13 protein-coding genes are annotated in these 14,724 nt (G+C 70.9%); 4 read left to right on the plus strand and 9 right to left on the minus strand.

Going from position 1 to position 14,724, the window contains the following annotated elements; genetic code table 11:
* Positions 1-222 precede the first annotated feature (222 nt).
* A complete protein-coding gene (locus ACGFZQ_RS20695; RefSeq protein WP_351740041.1) occupies positions 223-669 on the minus strand; it encodes a hypothetical protein in 447 nt (148 codons plus the stop codon).
* Between the two features lie 139 nt (positions 670-808).
* Positions 809-2,017, minus strand: a complete 1,209-nt coding sequence (locus ACGFZQ_RS20700; protein ID WP_393841555.1) for a S8 family peptidase — start codon at positions 2,015-2,017, stop codon at positions 809-811.
* 325 nt (positions 2,018-2,342) lie between these two features.
* On the opposite strand from ACGFZQ_RS20700, the gene ACGFZQ_RS20705 reads away from it, so the two are divergent.
* Positions 2,343-3,140, plus strand: a complete 798-nt coding sequence (locus ACGFZQ_RS20705; protein ID WP_351740036.1) for an SGNH/GDSL hydrolase family protein — start codon at positions 2,343-2,345, stop codon at positions 3,138-3,140.
* 32 nt (positions 3,141-3,172) lie between these two features.
* Here ACGFZQ_RS20705 and ACGFZQ_RS20710 read toward each other — a convergent pair whose 3' ends face one another.
* The 4 genes from ACGFZQ_RS20710 to ACGFZQ_RS20725 form a co-directional block, all read right to left on the minus strand.
* Positions 3,173-4,795, minus strand: coding sequence for a serine/threonine-protein kinase (locus tag ACGFZQ_RS20710; protein WP_393841556.1), 1,623 nt, complete (start codon positions 4,793-4,795; stop codon positions 3,173-3,175).
* Between the two features lie 44 nt (positions 4,796-4,839).
* Positions 4,840-6,549: a sulfite exporter TauE/SafE family protein gene (locus ACGFZQ_RS20715; RefSeq protein WP_393841808.1), complete on the minus strand. Its 1,710-nt coding sequence runs from the start codon at positions 6,547-6,549 to the stop codon at positions 4,840-4,842.
* A 29-nt stretch (positions 6,550-6,578) separates the two neighbouring features.
* Positions 6,579-7,985 (minus strand): tetratricopeptide repeat protein, encoded by a 1,407-nt coding sequence (locus tag ACGFZQ_RS20720; RefSeq protein ID WP_393841557.1) that lies wholly within the window; start codon positions 7,983-7,985, stop codon positions 6,579-6,581.
* 206 nt (positions 7,986-8,191) lie between these two features.
* Positions 8,192-9,718 carry a DUF4331 domain-containing protein gene (locus ACGFZQ_RS20725; protein ID WP_393841558.1) on the minus strand — a complete coding sequence of 509 codons (1,527 nt, stop codon included), beginning with the start codon at positions 9,716-9,718 and terminating at the stop codon, positions 8,192-8,194.
* Positions 9,719-9,924: 206 nt separating this feature from the next.
* Between ACGFZQ_RS20725 and ACGFZQ_RS20730 the strand changes: the two genes are divergently transcribed.
* From ACGFZQ_RS20730 to ACGFZQ_RS20740, 3 genes are all read left to right on the plus strand, one after another.
* The gene (locus ACGFZQ_RS20730; RefSeq protein ID WP_393841559.1) at positions 9,925-10,467 is read left to right on the plus strand and encodes a sigma-70 family RNA polymerase sigma factor; all 543 of its coding nucleotides are present in this window, start codon (positions 9,925-9,927) and stop codon (positions 10,465-10,467) included.
* Positions 10,464-11,267 (plus strand): anti-sigma factor domain-containing protein, encoded by an 804-nt coding sequence (locus tag ACGFZQ_RS20735; protein WP_382533706.1) that lies wholly within the window; start codon positions 10,464-10,466, stop codon positions 11,265-11,267. Before ACGFZQ_RS20730 ends, ACGFZQ_RS20735 begins: the two co-directional genes overlap by 4 nt.
* Before the next feature lie 126 nt (positions 11,268-11,393).
* Positions 11,394-11,666, plus strand: coding sequence for a hypothetical protein (locus ACGFZQ_RS20740; RefSeq protein WP_393841560.1), 273 nt, complete (start codon positions 11,394-11,396; stop codon positions 11,664-11,666).
* Between the two features lie 15 nt (positions 11,667-11,681).
* Here ACGFZQ_RS20740 and ACGFZQ_RS20745 read toward each other — a convergent pair whose 3' ends face one another.
* The 3 genes from ACGFZQ_RS20745 to ACGFZQ_RS20755 form a co-directional block, all read right to left on the minus strand.
* Positions 11,682-12,878, minus strand: a complete 1,197-nt coding sequence (locus ACGFZQ_RS20745; RefSeq protein WP_393841561.1) for a CaiB/BaiF CoA transferase family protein — start codon at positions 12,876-12,878, stop codon at positions 11,682-11,684.
* 96 nt (positions 12,879-12,974) lie between these two features.
* Entirely contained in the window at positions 12,975-13,751 is a 777-nt protein-coding gene (locus ACGFZQ_RS20750; protein WP_393841562.1) for an ABC transporter permease, read from the minus strand.
* Positions 13,748-14,683: an ATP-binding cassette domain-containing protein gene (locus ACGFZQ_RS20755; RefSeq protein WP_393841563.1), complete on the minus strand. Its 936-nt coding sequence runs from the start codon at positions 14,681-14,683 to the stop codon at positions 13,748-13,750. The genes ACGFZQ_RS20750 and ACGFZQ_RS20755 overlap by 4 nt, the downstream gene beginning before the upstream one ends.
* Positions 14,684-14,724 lie beyond the last annotated feature (41 nt).

Raw genomic sequence — 14,724 nt, forward strand, 5'->3', positions numbered from 1 at the left:
AACGACGGTGGTCATTGCGGTCACCGAGCACGGCACCCCCCTACCGCGCCCCGCTCCGGAACATCGCGGTCCTTGAGCCCTCCCCTAGAGCCGCTTGCTGACGATCCGATGCGGGTGAGATGTACGACGGTATTGATGATTGGACCAGTATGGCAAGGCCTGGAAGTGAGCCTCACGTTTTTGTTGGTTTGGCCGTTACGAAACTTTGGCCGACCTTGTTCTTCAACTCGAACGGATTTTCCCGGTCCGTCGGGATGTCCGTTTGAGAATTCGTTCCACTGGTCGCAGCCGTACCAGCAGAAGCAGCAGAATGCTGAACGCGGTCACGGCGACGACTCCGCCGCGCCAGGACCAGCGATGAGTGGCCAGCATGCCCTGTGCGATCAGCATGTCCAGGGCGACCGCGCCCGCCAGTGCGGTGAGCACCCGGGCGAACGGGTCGAGCCCGCGCAGCGCCAGACCGATCGCCGCGGCCGGCGCGGCGATCAGGAAGAGCAGCGTGAACGGGCCGCGCAGTGGCGAGCCCGAGTCGGTCAGTGCGAGCAGCGCGCCGGTACCGGCGACGGCGGTCGCGGCGCCCGCGAGCAGCGGTCCCAGGTCCCTCCCCGGTCCTGGCCGTGCCCGTTCGTCGCCGGCTGGCGATGGTGTCTTGAGCCGTATGGTCTGCATGGCCGACTTTGCCCCCCAAGGCGTCGGATGCCGGGCTTCAATGTCGCGCAGGAGAACGGGGGGCGTCAAGCGGGTCTCCGGACATGACCGTTCCCCGGAGACACCTGTTGTCTCCGGGGAACAAGTCGTTCGGATTTCCTTACGACACGAGCTTCAGGAGCTTGTTCGGCGAGCCGGTGCCCACGCTGGTGAGCACGTTGGACGTCGCTCCGTTGACCAGTGCCGTGGCGACCTGGGCCGGGGTGGCCGAGGTGTGGCCCGCGAGGTATACGGCGGCCGCCCCTGCCACGTGCGGCGTCGCCATCGAGGTGCCCGACAGGGTGGCGGTGGCGGTGTCGCTGGTGTTGTAGCCCGCCAGGATCGAGGAGCCGGGCGCGAAGATGTCCAGGACCGAGCCGTAGTTGGAGTAGCTGGCCTTGGCGTCGGAGCTGGTGGTGGCGCCGACCGTGATCGCGGTCGCGACCCGGGCCGGGGAGTACGAGGAGGCGTTGGCGCTGCTGTTGCCGGCCGCGATCGCGTAGGTCACCCCGCTGGCTATGGAGTTGGCGACCGCGGTGTCGAGTGAGGTGGAGGCCGAGCCGCCGAGCGACATGTTGGCGACCGCCGGGGTGGTGTGGTTCGAGGTCACCCAGTCGATGCCCGCGATCACGCCGGCCGTGGTGCCCGAGCCGCTGTTGTCCAGCACCCGTACCGCCACGATGTTCGCCTTCTTGGCCACTCCGTAGGTCGAGCCCGCGATGGTGGTCGCCACATGGGTGCCGTGGCCGTTGCCGTCGGAGGCGGTGGTGTCACCGTCGACCGCGTCATAGCCGTAGGACGCACGTCCGCTGATCTGGGTGTGGGTGATGCGCACACCGGTGTCGATCACATAGGCGGTCACCCCACTGCCCGCGGTGTCCGGGTAGGTGTAGGTGCCGGACAGCGGAAGGCTCGCCTGGTCGATGCGGTCCAGGCCCCAGGGGGCGCTGGACTGGGTGGTGTCGGTGAGGTGGACCGTCTGGTTCTGCTCGACCGCGGCCACCGATGGGTCGGCGGCGAGTCTCGCGGCCTGGGTCGCCGAGAGCTTGGCGGAGTAGCCGTTCAGCGCCTTGCCGAACGTCTTGCGGACCGTCCCGCCGTACTCCTTGATCAGGCCCTTGCCCTCGGTCGAGGAGGCCTTGAAGCCCGCGCTGTTCTTGAGGGTGACGATGTAGCTGCCCTTGACGGCCGTGGGGGAGCCGGCGTGCAGCACCCTGCCGGTGGCGGGTGCGGCCTGGGCGGGGAGTGCGGTGAGTCCGCCGACGAGGGCGGCGGCCGCCACGGTGGTGACGGCGGCGAACCGCAGCTTCTGGGTACGCAGATGTGCCATTACGAGGGAGTCCTCCTCCAGGCAGCGCGCGTCCGGGTCAGGCGCGCGCGGATGTGGGGGTGTGCGGCTTCGCGCACACGGCCCTGGAGCGTCGCGTTCCGCTCCCGGACCGAGTAAAGAATCGGTTTTCCCGAGGCAAAGGGCAAGGGAGTTGACGACCTGTCACGGAGCTGTCATGGACACGCAATCAAACGCACCGGTAACGCACAGGATCGGTCCGGTGGGGACTGGTTGAGGGCCCGAAAAGTTTTGGCATGGACACTTCCCGTCAACACGCGTAGTTGGTACGACAGTTGTGGCAGAGATCCTGCTAAAGGGAGGTTCCATGAGACGTTCCCGAATTACGGCATACGTGACTTCACTCCTCCTCGCCACCGGCCTCGCTCTCGCCGGGGCCGCAACCGAAGCGCAGGCCGCGACCGGTGGCTATGTGGCGCTCGGTGACTCGTACTCGTCCGGTGTCGGTGCCGGCAGCTACATCAGCTCGAGCGGCAGCTGCGACCGCAGCACGAACGCCTACCCGTACCTGTGGAACGCCGCCCACAGCCCGTCCTCGTTCTCGTTCCTGGCCTGTTCGGGTGCCACCACGGGCGACGTGCTCTCCGGCCAGCTGGGCACGCTCAGCTCCTCGACCGCCCTGGTCTCGATCACCATCGGCGGCAACGACGCGGGCTTCGCCGATGTCATGACGACCTGTGTGCTCAGCTCCGACAGCACCTGCCTGTCCCGGATCAGCACCGCCGAGGCCTACGTCGACTCCACACTCCCCGGCAAGCTCGACGACGTGTACGACGCCATCAGCGCCAAGGCCCCCAACGCCAGGGTCGTCGTCATCGGCTACCCCCGCTTCTACAAGCTGGGCACCACCTGCCTCGGCCTCTCCGCGGCCAAGCGCTCTGCCATCAACAACGCCGCCGACTACATCGACACCGCGATCGCCAAGCGCGCCGCCGACCACGGCTTCGTCTTCGGCGACGTCCGCACCACGTTCTCCGGCCACGAGATCTGCTCCGGCAGCTCCTGGCTGCACAGCGTCAACTGGCTGGACATCGGCGAGTCGTACCACCCCACCGCGGCCGGCCACTCAGGCGGCTATCTGCCGGTCCTGACCAGCAACGCGTGACCTTCGGTACGTCGGTAACGGCCTGCGGGCACTCAGTACGAGCTTGAAGGCGAAGGCGAAGAGGAGGCCCCGCCGGTCGGGGTCTCCGTCGTTTTGGTGCAGGTCACCGAGAACGGCACCGAGTCGGACGTGCCCGTCACCGGGCTGCGCACCTCGACGGCGATCGCGTCTTTGAGCTTCCCGCTCTCGGACCAGGTCGTCACGGTCACCGTGGTCTGCCGGGTCTTCCCGCCGCCGTCCGGGAAGGACAGCGTCTTCCACCCCTGGTCCTCGAGCGACCCCTTCTTCAGCACCCAGCGGTACTGCACCTCCGCGGGCACGCTCCCGACCGTGAACGTCGCCGTGAAGGTCGGGGCCTGTGCGGCCGACGGGGGGCAGCTCCCCGAGTAGTCGGTGCGGGATCCGGCCACGCCGACCTTCACACTCTGCGCGGGTGCACTGCTGCTCGCGGACGGCGACGGGGTCTTGGACTCCGCCTCGCTGCTCTTGCTGCTCTTGCTGGGCGCCGGGGAGCTGAGGTTGCTGGCCGACTGGCCGGCGCCGGCGTTGGTGTCGCCGTCATCGCCGTTGTCACGGTTGAGGAGGGCGTACGTCAGCCCGCCGAGCGCGAGGACGACCAGCACCAGCCCGATGATCAGCACGGTACCGGCCCTGCGGTTGCCGTCGCGGTCGGACCCGGGCGGCCGGGTGTCCGTGGGGGTGGTAGTGGGCAACGGCGGTGTGGGAGACGGAGGTTGAGCCTGGTGGGCGACGCGGGTCGGAGCGTCGTACCGCCCCGGGACCGGCACGGTGGCGGCGGTGCCGGGCGGGCCCCCGACAGCGGGGGTACCGCCCGCCGCGACCGACCGCAGGTCCTGCTCGGCCTGTTCGGCCGACAGCCGGTCGGCCGGGTTCTTGCGGAGCAGCCCCTCGATGACGGGCGCGAGCGGGCCGGCCCGGTACGGCGGCGGCAGTTCCTCGTCCACCACGGCACGCAGCGTGTTCAGCGGGGTGTCCAGCCGGAACGGGGAGGTGCCCTCCACCGCCGCGTACAGCAGCACCCCGAGCGACCAGAGGTCCGACTCGGGGCCGAACGCGCGCCCCAACGCCCGTTCCGGGGCGAGGAACTCGGGTGAGCCGATCACCTCGCCGGTCATGGTCAGCGCCGAGCTGCCCTCGACGGTGGCGATCCCGAAGTCGGTGAGCACCACCCGTCCGTCGTTCGACAGCAGCACGTTGGCCGGCTTCACATCCCGGTGCAGCACCCCGGCGGCGTGCGCGGCCCGCAGCGCCGACAGCACCTCGGCGCCGATGCCGGCGGCCCGCTGCGGGGACATCGGGCCCTCGGTGTCCAGTACGTCGGCGAGGGACACCCCACGGATCAACTCCATGACGATCCAGGGCCGTCCGCCCTCCATCGCCACGTCGTACACCGTCACCACATTGCGGTTCGCGACCCGGGCCGCGGCCCAGGCCTCGCGCTCCAGGCGGGCGTACATCCGCTCGACGTCGGGGCCGGGCAGCCCGGCCGGTGCCCGCACCTCCTTGACGGCGACCTCGCGGCCCAGCACCTCGTCGCGGGCCCGCCACACGGTGCCCATGCCGCCCTCGCCGAGCGGGGACAGCAGTCTGTAGCGGCCCGCGATCACTCGCTCACGGCCCGGCTCTTCGGTCACGGGTGCTCCCCACGGCAGCTCGCGCTATTCATCACAAACGTAACTCAGAGCAGTGCGGATGCGGCGCCCTTGAGTACCAATCCGGCGCCCAGGGCCACGACCACGAGCGCCGAGGCGAGCGGGGTGGTCCTGCGGACCAGTGTGGCCATGGGATGGGTGGTCCAGCGAGGGCGTTTGTCCAACACCCGGGTCATTCCCGTACCCAGCTTGACGACGGCGAATCCGGCGGCGGTCAGGGTCAGCGCGAGACCGACGCCGTAGGCGACGACCAGAAGCAGCCCGAACCAGGCCTGCCCGAGGGCCGCGGCACCGACGAGCACGACCACGGCGGAGGGGCTGGGGACCAGGCCCCCGGCGAAGCCGAGGAGGAGGGTGCCGCGGAGGGTGGGGGCCGTGTCGTGGGTGTGGGTGAACCCGCCGTGACTGTGCGGCATGTTGGTGTGGCCGTGACTGTGGGCCGCGCCCCCGGACCCTCCGTCGGCCTCAGCCGCCATTGCGGCGGATGCGTGTGGCCGGGCGTCACCACCATGGTTGTGACCATCGGCGTGGCTGTGGTCGTGGTCGTGCGTGTGGGCATGACCGTGGTCGTGGTCGTGGTCGTGGTCGTGTTCGTGCGTGTGGTCCCGCTCATGTGCGTGGGCGTGACTGTCGCCGTGGTCGTGCGTGCGGGCGTGTACATGGCCCTGCCCGTGCCCTCCGACCAGGGCGAGTTCCCGCTTCTCGGCCACTTGGTGCTGGTGGCCGTGGGCGTGCGCCTGCTCGTGGGCCCGGTTCCGCCACGCCCTCCGGGTCAGGTTCGCGCCCGCCGCCAGGACCATCAGGCCGCTCGCGATGCCCAGCCAGGCGATCACCGACGGGGTGGCCGCCGAGCCCGCCGTGACCAGGACGCCCAGGGCCACCACGCCCAGCGTGTGGGTGACCGTGACCGACGCGGCCAGCGGGAGGACGTCGCGGAGGCGGGCGCGGCCGCCGCGGGCCGCCGCCGTCGCCGCCATCAGCGTCTTGCCGTGGCCCGGCGCCAGCGCGTGCATCGCGCCGAGGCCGATCGCGATGAACAGCGCGAGCGCCGCGAAGCCGACGCTGAGGTGGTTGCGGGCGACCAGGTCGGTGAGGGCCTGGGTCCAGTGGTCGACGCCCCGGGGGAGGATCGCGGCGCCCGGGGTGTCCTGCCGTTCCTCGGCGAGGGCCGGCCCGCCCGGCCGTACGTGTACGGCGGCGGTCGTGATGTCCGCCGGGGAGGAGAGCAGGTCCTTGGGGTAGCTGGTGAGTTCGTGGGAGACGGACGTCTTCGGTACGTCCGTCCCCGTCAGCGTCATCCGGTCGCCGCGGGCCGTGATCTCCCGCCAGCCGGGACCGGTGTCGGTGCCCGCGCTGTGGAAGGAGAGGGTGATCGTGCTGCCCTTGGGGAGGGGCGCGGTGAGGCGGCACTCCACGCGCAGGGTGTTCAGACCGGCCTGGCCGGGACGCAGTTCGGCGTGGCTGGTCGCGACGGTCAGCGCGGTCGCCCTGCCGTCGACGGTGAGTGTGCTGCCGTCCGCCGCGGTAGCGCAGCGCTGCTCGGCCCACCTGGCCGTGCCCAGCCGCTTCAGGTCGGGCTTGGCCTGGGTCGCCGGGATCTCGGCCAGGTCCTCGACATGGTCGACGCGGAGCTGTCCCGGGGCGGCGACGAGACCGTCGTACTTGTTGACGGTGAAGTTGCCGAGCGGGTGGGCGCTCGCGGCCGTGGCCGGCAGCAGCGTGAGGCCGCAGGCCATGACGAAGAGGGCGGTGGCGCGGCGGAGGTTCACTTCGAGGCCTCCAGCGCCTTGCGGGCCGTACGGGCGCCCAGCGGGGAGAAGCCGGGGTTGAGCTTGAGGGCCTTGGTGAGGGCGGCCCAGCCGGCCGCCTTGTCGCCGTTCGCCAGCTCGATCATGCCCAGGTGGTAGATGAAGGAGGCGTTGCGGTAGCCGGTGGCGGTGGCCCGGCGGGCGTACGGCAGCGCTTCCTTGTCCTTGCCGTTCACGTGCAGCGCCCAGGCCAGCGCGTCCGCCGTGTGCACGGTGTGGCGGCGGGCCCACTCGGCGCGGGCGGCCTTCAGCGCCTCGGCCTTGTCGCCGTGGTCGGCGGCCGCGAGGGCGGTGTCGAGGTCGGCGTTGACGCCGTTGGCGCGGGCGAGCGCGATCCAGGCCTCGACCAGCGCGTACTGGTCCTCGGCCTTCGCCTTGTCGCCCTCGGCGCCCCGGTCCTCGTACAACTCACCGAGCTCCACGAGCGGCTGGGGCAGGGGGTAGCGGGAGACGACCAGTTCCATGCCCTTGATGGCGGCGGCCCGGTCGCCGCTCGCCGCCTGGGCGCGGGCCCGGCCCTCCAGCGCGGGGAGGTAGTTCTCGTCGGCGGCCAGCGCGCGGGCGTAGTAGTCGAGCGCGCTCTTGTAGTCGCCCTGGTTCCAGGCGAGCAGACCGAGCTGCGCGGCCACGTAGGCGATGTCGCCCTTCGAGGTGGCCGTGGACAGTGCCTGTTCCAGCACCTGCCGGGCCGTCTTCACGTCACCCCGCAGCTCCCGCACATACGCGTACCGGGTGAACACCGGTACGCCCGGCTTGCGTTGGTCGGCCAGGTCGGCGGCCTTCGCCGCATCGCCGTAGCGGCCGAGTTCGACCAGGGCGTCGATACGGGAGGACAGGGCGCCCGCGTTGTACGGGTTCTGCTTGAGAGCCTGGTCGGCGTAGGTGAGCGCCTGAGCGAACTGGTGCCGGGCGGCGGCCAGCGCGGCCTGGCCGGCCAGTGCCTGGTCGTTGCCCGGGGTGATCCGGAGCGCGCGCTCGAGGGCCTTCTCGGCCTGCGGGTAGCGGGACGGATCGCCCTTGGTGCGGGCCTGTTCGACATAGGCCAGGCCCAGGGTGGCCCAGCTGTCGGAGTCCTTCGGCTGGGTGCGGAGATGGGCCTGGAGGGAGGCGATGCTGCTGTCGAGATCCCCGCTCGCGAGCAGCGCCGGCGACACGGCACTCGACGCGGCCATCGGCGTACCGCCGTCCCCGGACGCCCCGAAGGCGATCGCTCCGCCGGTCAGTGCGATCGCCAACAGCACCGCAGAGCCCGCGAGCTGGGCGCGCCGCCAGTTCCGCCCCGCGGCGGCGAAGCGGCGCAGGGCGGTGACCCGCTCGTCGTCCTTCGGGTCGGCGGTCTGCTTGTCGTTCGTACCCGGGGCCATGCCCTCTCCTACATAGATGTCGCATGGGGTGGCGCGGCCCGCTGCCGTGGGGGATTGGGTGGGGAGCGGGCCGCGCCAGTCAATGGGTTGCATGCAGCGCCCCGTAAGGGGCGCGGGACTGCGTTGGATATGCGGCTACCGCCGCGTGTGCGCGACCAGCCACAACCGGGCCCGCAGTCACCCCACTACCTGAATCGCGACGGCGCTCAGTACGGCCGCTGCATCCGACGGCGCCACCAGCCGAACGCCGTACCGATCAGCAGCACGCCCGCCGCACCCGCGGCCGCGGAACCGGCGATCAGCGTCGTGTCGCTGCCGCTGTCGGAGCCGGTCAGGGCGTCACCCAGGGCGCTCTTCGTGCTGCTCCCGGCGGCCTTGGCGAGCGCGCCGCGCGAACCGGACGTCGGCTCGGCCACGTACGGGAAGTACTTCTCGAAGCTCTTGTCGTTCTTGTCGACGGCGTCGCCCAGGTCGTTCTTGGACCCGACCAGCTCGCCCTCGACGACCTGCAGCGCCTCGTCGATCACGTCGTCGGTGAGCCGGCGCCCGTTCGGGAAGCCCGCGTTGTCACCGTCCAGGACACCGAGCCGCTTGGGCTTGGCGGTGGGCTTGATGGACGTGTTCAGGCGGAGCATCTCCGAAGGCGTCGCCTCCGGCTGCTCCGTGTTGAGGCCCTTGACGCCCGTGAGGAACACGCTGACGAGGTCGTTGCGGGGCTCGGACGGCGCCTTGATGTTGTAGATCGCCTCGATGAGCTTCGGGAGCTCCGGGTTGGTGACGTTCTTCAGGAACTGCCCGTCGTCCTTGGGCTGGGACGCGTTGAACTTGTCCTTGTCCTTCTGCGGGTTGACGACCTCGTTGACCAGCGGGTTGCCGAGGCGCGAGACCTGCGCGTAGTAGCCCTGCGCGTTCTTGCGCTGGGTCGTCGCGTAGATGCCGACGGTCGGACGCGAAGCCGACTGCCGGATCAGGGAGTTCGGCACCTGGAGGGCGATCGTGTTGACGTTGTAGCCCTTGAGGGTGTCCCGGCCGACCTCGGAGAGGTTGCCGCCGTACAGCAGGTCGAAGACGCGCAGGTCGGCGAAGAACGGGTCGTCCGCCTGCCCGGCGAAGGTCGCGCCGCCGTTCGTCGTCTTGTAGATGGCCTGCGAACGCAGCTTCGCGTAGTCCGGCATCGACGCCTTGCCGACGTTCGACGGGGCCGCCGGGATGTCGTCGGCGATCGTCGTCTTGTACTGCTGCTTCCCCTTCTTCAGCTTGATGAGGTCGAGGTCGTACGACTGCGTGACGTTCAGGTCGGGGTCGGTCAGGTTGTTGACCACACCCGTGTTGTAGAGAAACGTCTTCTTGTTCTTGATCTGGGTGTGGAAGGTGTAGCGGAAGATCAGGTCGTCCAGCGCGTCACCGTTGTTGTCGATGTGGATGTCGTACTGGGCGTCGTCGGCGAACTGGTAGAAGTTCGGGCCGCCGGCCGGTTCCTCGAAGGGGATGTAGTCCGACACGATGGTCGTCGTGTCGGGCTTGTCCGGACTGACGAACGCGTACAGGTCGGTGTTGTCGTACTGGGGGGTGCCCGAGATGAGCGGGGCTTCCCGGTGGGAGGAGGCAGAGGCCGCTCCCGGTTCCAGCGCGGCGACGCTGGCGGCTGTGATCCCGCCGGTGGCCAGTGCCCCACAGATGAGCGAGACAAGGCCCTTGCGCCCCGCGCCACTCCTGGAGATTAGAGGTGTCATGCCGTCCGTCCCTCGGTCCCAACTTGCTTGACGGACGGGTATACGGAGCAGGAGGGCCGTTTGGATTGGTCCGAAGAAAAAAATCTTTTCTTCCTGCTCGACCCGCGTTTTTGCCTCCCGCATACGTACTTCTGCCGGAGGTGTGTCAGTTGCGAATGCCTGGTGTGGGAGGACGGGCCGGGTGCGGCCACAGAAGGGGGAACGGGGTGCAGGCGGACGAACTGCTGGTGCTCGTCGCGGCCGGCGACCAGAAGGCGTTCGAGGACCTCTACGGACTGGTGTCCGGTCCGGTGTTCGGGCTCGTACGACGCGTGGTCCGCGACCCCGCCCAGTCCGAGGAGGTGTCCCAGGAGGTGCTCCTCGAACTCTGGCGCTCCGCACCCAAGTTCGACCCCGAGCGGGGCAGCGCCCTCTCCTGGATCCTCACCCTCGCCCACCGCCGCGCCGTCGACCGGGTGCGCAGCGCCCGCGCGGCGGGCGAACGCGAACAGCGCGAGGCGCTGCGCGCGGGCGAACCCGCCTTCGACCAGGTCGCCGAGGAGGTGGAGGCCGGCCTGGAGCGCGAATGGGTACGCCGCTGCCTGGACCGCCTCACCGCCCTCCAACGCCAGTCGGTCACCCTCGCCTACTACGACGGCTACACGTACCGTGAGGTGGCCGAGCGGCTCAAACTGCCGCTGGGCACGGTCAAGACACGGATGCGCGACGGACTCACCCGGCTGCGCGACTGCCTGGGAGGTGCCGCATGAGCCTGGTCGGCCGCCTGCTGCACCGCGAGGACCTGCACTCGCTGGCCGCACCCTACGCCCTGGACGCCCTGGAGCCCGGCGAACGGCGCCGCTTCGAGAAGCACCTCAAGGACTGCGACCGGTGCGCCGCCGAGGTCCGGGCGCTGACCGAGGACGCGGTACGGCTGGCCTGGTCCACGGCCGCCCCGCCGCCCCTCGCGATGCGCGACCGGGTCCTGGCCGCGGTACGCGCCACCCCGCAGGCACCGGCCCCCGCCCGTGAGCACGTCCCCAATCTGCCGCCGCACGTCTGGGGCGTGCAGCCTCCGCCGCCGCGCAGACGGCAGCGTTCCCTGTTCGTGCCGTTCGCCACCGCCACCGCGGCCGCCGCGCTGGTCGTCGCCTCCCTTTTCGCGGTGCAGGCCGGCCGGACCCAGGACCAACTGGACGCGGAGCGGGCCCAGTCGCGTGAGATCGCCCACGTTCTGGCCGCGACCGACGCCCGTGCGACCAGCGGCAAGGACGCCCAGGGCCGAAGTATCGGCGCGGTGGTCTCCGCATCGGAGGGGCAGGCCGTCGTCACGCTCAGCGGATACGGCGCCCTGTCGAAGGGGCGCGTGCACCAGCTCTGGCTGATGCGCCCCCATGTGCAACCGCGCTCCCTCGGGCTTTTCAAGGCCGACACGCCCTTGGTCGCCACGGGTCTCGACAAGTCCGCCACATCACTCGCCGTAACCGTCGAGCCCGCGGGGGGCTCGGCGCAGCCCACCAGCCAGCCGGTTGTCCAACTCGCCCTGAAATCGGTCGGATTCGGAGAGTAGTCGAAGAGGGATCGTCAACAGCCTTGCGGGGAAGGTGAATCCTGTGACCGCGATACACGAGTGCCCCATCGGGGCGATAGGGTTACCCTGCCCGGGCCGGGTGGACTCGTACGGGTGGGGAGTGACATGGATCAGATAACACGCAGCAGGGCGAGGGTTCCTGCGATCACCTGCGGGACTGGCGCCACCAGTTCGCGCCTCGACCGCCATCTGTCGGTGCTGGCGGGTCCCGCCATACCGCAGCAGCAGGCGGTCGAGGCGACGTCGCTGATGCGTGAGCTGACCGCGCGTGAACCCGCGCAGCGCAGCGACCGGGGTGCGCGGGTCAGCCGCGTCTCCCTCTTCGCGCCACTGCGTCGGCTGCGCCGTTCGCTGTTCGGCGGCAGCGACAAGCACTGACCGCCAGGCTCGCGCTCAGGCAGCCACACCGTCCCGGCGCAGCGCTGCTGTCTCGGCGTCCGTCATCCCCACGGCGCGCAGCAGCGCCTCGGTGTGCTGTCCGAGCGCGGGCACGTCCCCCATCCGCGCCTCGTCCCCGCCCGGCAGCGTGATGGGCGGCAGCAGCGCACGCAGCGGCCCGACCGGCGACCCCACCTCCCGCCACCGCTCCCGGGCCGCCAGCTGCGGATGCTCCGCCACCTCGTGCAGGTCCCGCAGCCGCGCGCACGCGATGCCCGCGGCTTCGAGGCGCTCCACCGCCTCATCGGTGCCGACCGTCCCGAGGGCCGTCGCGACCAGCTCGTCGGTCCGCGCCCGGTTCGCCACCCGCGCCGGGTTCGTCGCGAACGCCGGATCCGAACCCAACTCCGGCCGCCCGATCACCTGTTCGGCCAGCCGCCGCCACTCCCGGTCGTTCTGCACCGACAGCAGCACCCGCCCGCCGTCCCCGGTCGGATAGGCGTCGTACGGCGCGATCACCGCATGCGCCAGACCGGTGCGCTCCGGCGGGGTCCCGCCGTGCAGGGTGTGGTGCAGCGGATGCCCCAGCCACTCGGCCAGCGCGTCCAGCATCGACACCTCCACCGGCCCGCCCCGGCCGGTCGTCCCGCGCCGCACCAGTGCCGCGAGGACGCCCGAGAAGGCGTACATGCCCGCCGCGATGTCCGCCGCCGGGATCCCGGCCTTCACCGGCTGCTCCGGCGTCCCGGTCACCGACACCAGGCCCGCCTCGCACTGCACCAGCATGTCGTACGCGCGTTTGCCGGCGTACGGTCCTGACGCCCCGTATCCGGAGATGTCCACGGCGACCAGGCGGGGGTGCGCGGCGCACAGCGTGGCCGCGTCGAGACCGAGCCGGGCGGCGGCCCCGTGCGCGAGGTTCTGCACGAAGACGTCCGCGTCCGCGACGAGCCTGCGCACGACATCCAGGCCGCGCGGGTCCTTCAGATCCAGCGCGATGGACTCCTTGCCCTGGTTGCACCACACGAAGTGCGAGGCGAGCCCTTGGGCGGCGGTGTCGTAACCGCGCGCGAAGTCGCCGCCGTCGATCCGCTCGACCTTGACGACCCTCGCACCCAGATCGGCGAGCTGCCGGGTGGCGAAGGGCGCGGCCACGGCCTGTTCGACGGCGACGACGGTGATGCCCTCCAGGGGCAGCGGGAGACGGTCCATGGTCGGGATCATGTCCCGCGACCGGCGCTTCTGTCAGCAGCGCCGCCACGACCGCGGCTGTCGGCCGCGCCGCTGCCGCCGGTGCCCCGGGTTGTGTCAGTTGCGGCCGTACCGGTGTACGGCCAGCGGCAGGAAGACGGCGGTCAGGAGCACGCTCCAGGCGAGCGAGCCCGCGACCGGGTGGGCCACCGGCCAGGCGGCGCCCTCCGGGACGGGCGCGTTGCCGAAGAGGTCGCGCAGGGCCGTCGTCACCGCGCTGATCGGGTTCCACTCGGCCGCCGTGCGCAGCCAGCCCGGGAGGTTGCCGGTGGGGATATAGGCGTCGGAGAGCAGCGGCAGGACGAAGGACGCCGCGCCGAGCTGACCCGCGGCCTCCTCGCTGCGGCTGAGCAGACCGAGGAAGATGCCGACGCACGTGCAGGCGAACCGGAACAGGAGCAGCAGCCCCACCGCGCCGACGGCCGCGACCGCCGACCCCTCCACGCGCCAGCCCACGGCTAGGCCCACCAGGAGCAGGGGCACGGTACCCGCCGCGGTGACGACGAGATCGGCCACGGCCTGCCCCAGCGGTACGGCGGCCCGGCTCACCGGCATGGTCCGGAAGCGGTCCATCACACCTCGGTGGGTGTCCTGGGCGGCCTGGAACATCCCGGTCATCACCCCGCCGGCCGCGGTCGCCACCAGCAGCCCCGGCACCAGGAAGGAGCGGTACTCCGGGCCCGGCATCGTCAGCGCGCTGCCGAAGACATAGCCGAAGAACAGCAGCATGTTGACCGGCATCATCTGGGTGAGGACCGCCAGGCCCGGGCTGTTGCGGACCCGGCGCAGCTGCCGGCCCACCATCGCCGCACCGTCGTACGCGAGCGCGCTCATACGGCACTTCCCGTCAGCCGGAGGAAGACGTCGTCCAGGGTCGGCGGTCTGAGGCTCGCGTCGAGCAACGGCACCTCCGCCGCGTCGAGTTCGCGTACCAGCCGGGGGAGGGTGAGCGTCGGGTCGGTGGTGAGAGCGCCGACGGTGCGCCGGTCGTGGTCGAACCGCGGCTCGGTTCCGGTGAGGTGGTCGAGAACGGCGGCGGCCTTCGCCAGCGCGTCCGGATCTGCGACCGCCGCCTCCGCGTACCAGCCGATGAGTGCCTTGAGCTCGGCGGGGGTGCCGGTCTGCGCCACCCGGCCCTCGTCCATCAGCACGATGTCGTCGGCGAGCCGGTCGGCCTCCTCCAGGTACTGCGTGGTCAGCAGCACGGTCGTACCGTCCGCGGTCAGTTCCCGCACCGCGTCCCAGATGCCGTTCCTGCTGACCGGGTCGAGGCCGGTGGTGGGCTCGTCGAGGAACAGCACCTCGGGCCGGCGGACCAGGCTCGCCGCGAGGTCGAGACGTCGGCGCATACCGCCCGAGTAGGTGGCGGCCTTGCGGTCGGCGGCCTCGTCGAGGCCGAAGCGGTCGAGCAGTTCGGCCGCCCGGTCGTTCGGCCCCCGCACCCGGTGCAGCCGGGCGAACAGACGCAGGTTCTCGCGTCCGGTGAGATCGCCGTCGACCGAGGCGTACTGCCCCGTGACGCCGATGCTGCGGCGCACCGCCGCCGCCTCCCGGACGAGGTCGTGCCCCGCGACGCGGGCGGAGCCCGCGTCCGGCCGGAGGAGCGTGGTCAACAGCCGTACTGCCGTCGTCTTCCCCGCCCCGTTCGGCCCGAGCAGTCCGCAGACCGAGCCCTGCCGGACGGCCAGATCGAGGCCGCGCAGGGCGTGCACAGCGCCGAAGCGCTTCTCCAGACCTTCACTAAGTACAGCGTACGTAGTATCCATGGGTCGACCATAGCGCACTACGTACGGTGTACGTAACTAGC

Source organism: Streptomyces sp. NPDC048254, assembly GCF_043201895.1.
GTDB lineage: Bacteria > Actinomycetota > Actinomycetes > Streptomycetales > Streptomycetaceae > Streptomyces.

What these genes read in the sequence shown, in the direction of transcription:
- ACGFZQ_RS20695 (WP_351740041.1), bottom strand. Translation starts at nt 669, where the DNA reads ATGCAGACCATACGGCTCAAGACACCATCGCCAGCCGGCGACGAACGG.
- ACGFZQ_RS20700 (WP_393841555.1), bottom strand. Translation starts at nt 2,017, where the DNA reads ATGGCACATCTGCGTACCCAGAAGCTGCGGTTCGCCGCCGTCACCACC.
- ACGFZQ_RS20705 (WP_351740036.1), top strand. Translation starts at nt 2,343, where the DNA reads ATGAGACGTTCCCGAATTACGGCATACGTGACTTCACTCCTCCTCGCC.
- ACGFZQ_RS20715 (WP_393841808.1), bottom strand. Translation starts at nt 6,549, where the DNA reads ATGGCCTGCGGCCTCACGCTGCTGCCGGCCACGGCCGCGAGCGCCCAC.
- ACGFZQ_RS20720 (WP_393841557.1), bottom strand. Translation starts at nt 7,985, where the DNA reads ATGGCCCCGGGTACGAACGACAAGCAGACCGCCGACCCGAAGGACGAC.
- ACGFZQ_RS20725 (WP_393841558.1), bottom strand. Translation starts at nt 9,718, where the DNA reads ATGACACCTCTAATCTCCAGGAGTGGCGCGGGGCGCAAGGGCCTTGTC.
- ACGFZQ_RS20735 (WP_382533706.1), top strand. Translation starts at nt 10,464, where the DNA reads ATGAGCCTGGTCGGCCGCCTGCTGCACCGCGAGGACCTGCACTCGCTG.
- ACGFZQ_RS20740 (WP_393841560.1), top strand. Translation starts at nt 11,394, where the DNA reads ATGGATCAGATAACACGCAGCAGGGCGAGGGTTCCTGCGATCACCTGC.
- ACGFZQ_RS20745 (WP_393841561.1), bottom strand. Translation starts at nt 12,878, where the DNA reads ATGGACCGTCTCCCGCTGCCCCTGGAGGGCATCACCGTCGTCGCCGTC.
- ACGFZQ_RS20750 (WP_393841562.1), bottom strand. Translation starts at nt 13,751, where the DNA reads ATGAGCGCGCTCGCGTACGACGGTGCGGCGATGGTGGGCCGGCAGCTG.
- ACGFZQ_RS20755 (WP_393841563.1), bottom strand. Translation starts at nt 14,683, where the DNA reads ATGGATACTACGTACGCTGTACTTAGTGAAGGTCTGGAGAAGCGCTTC.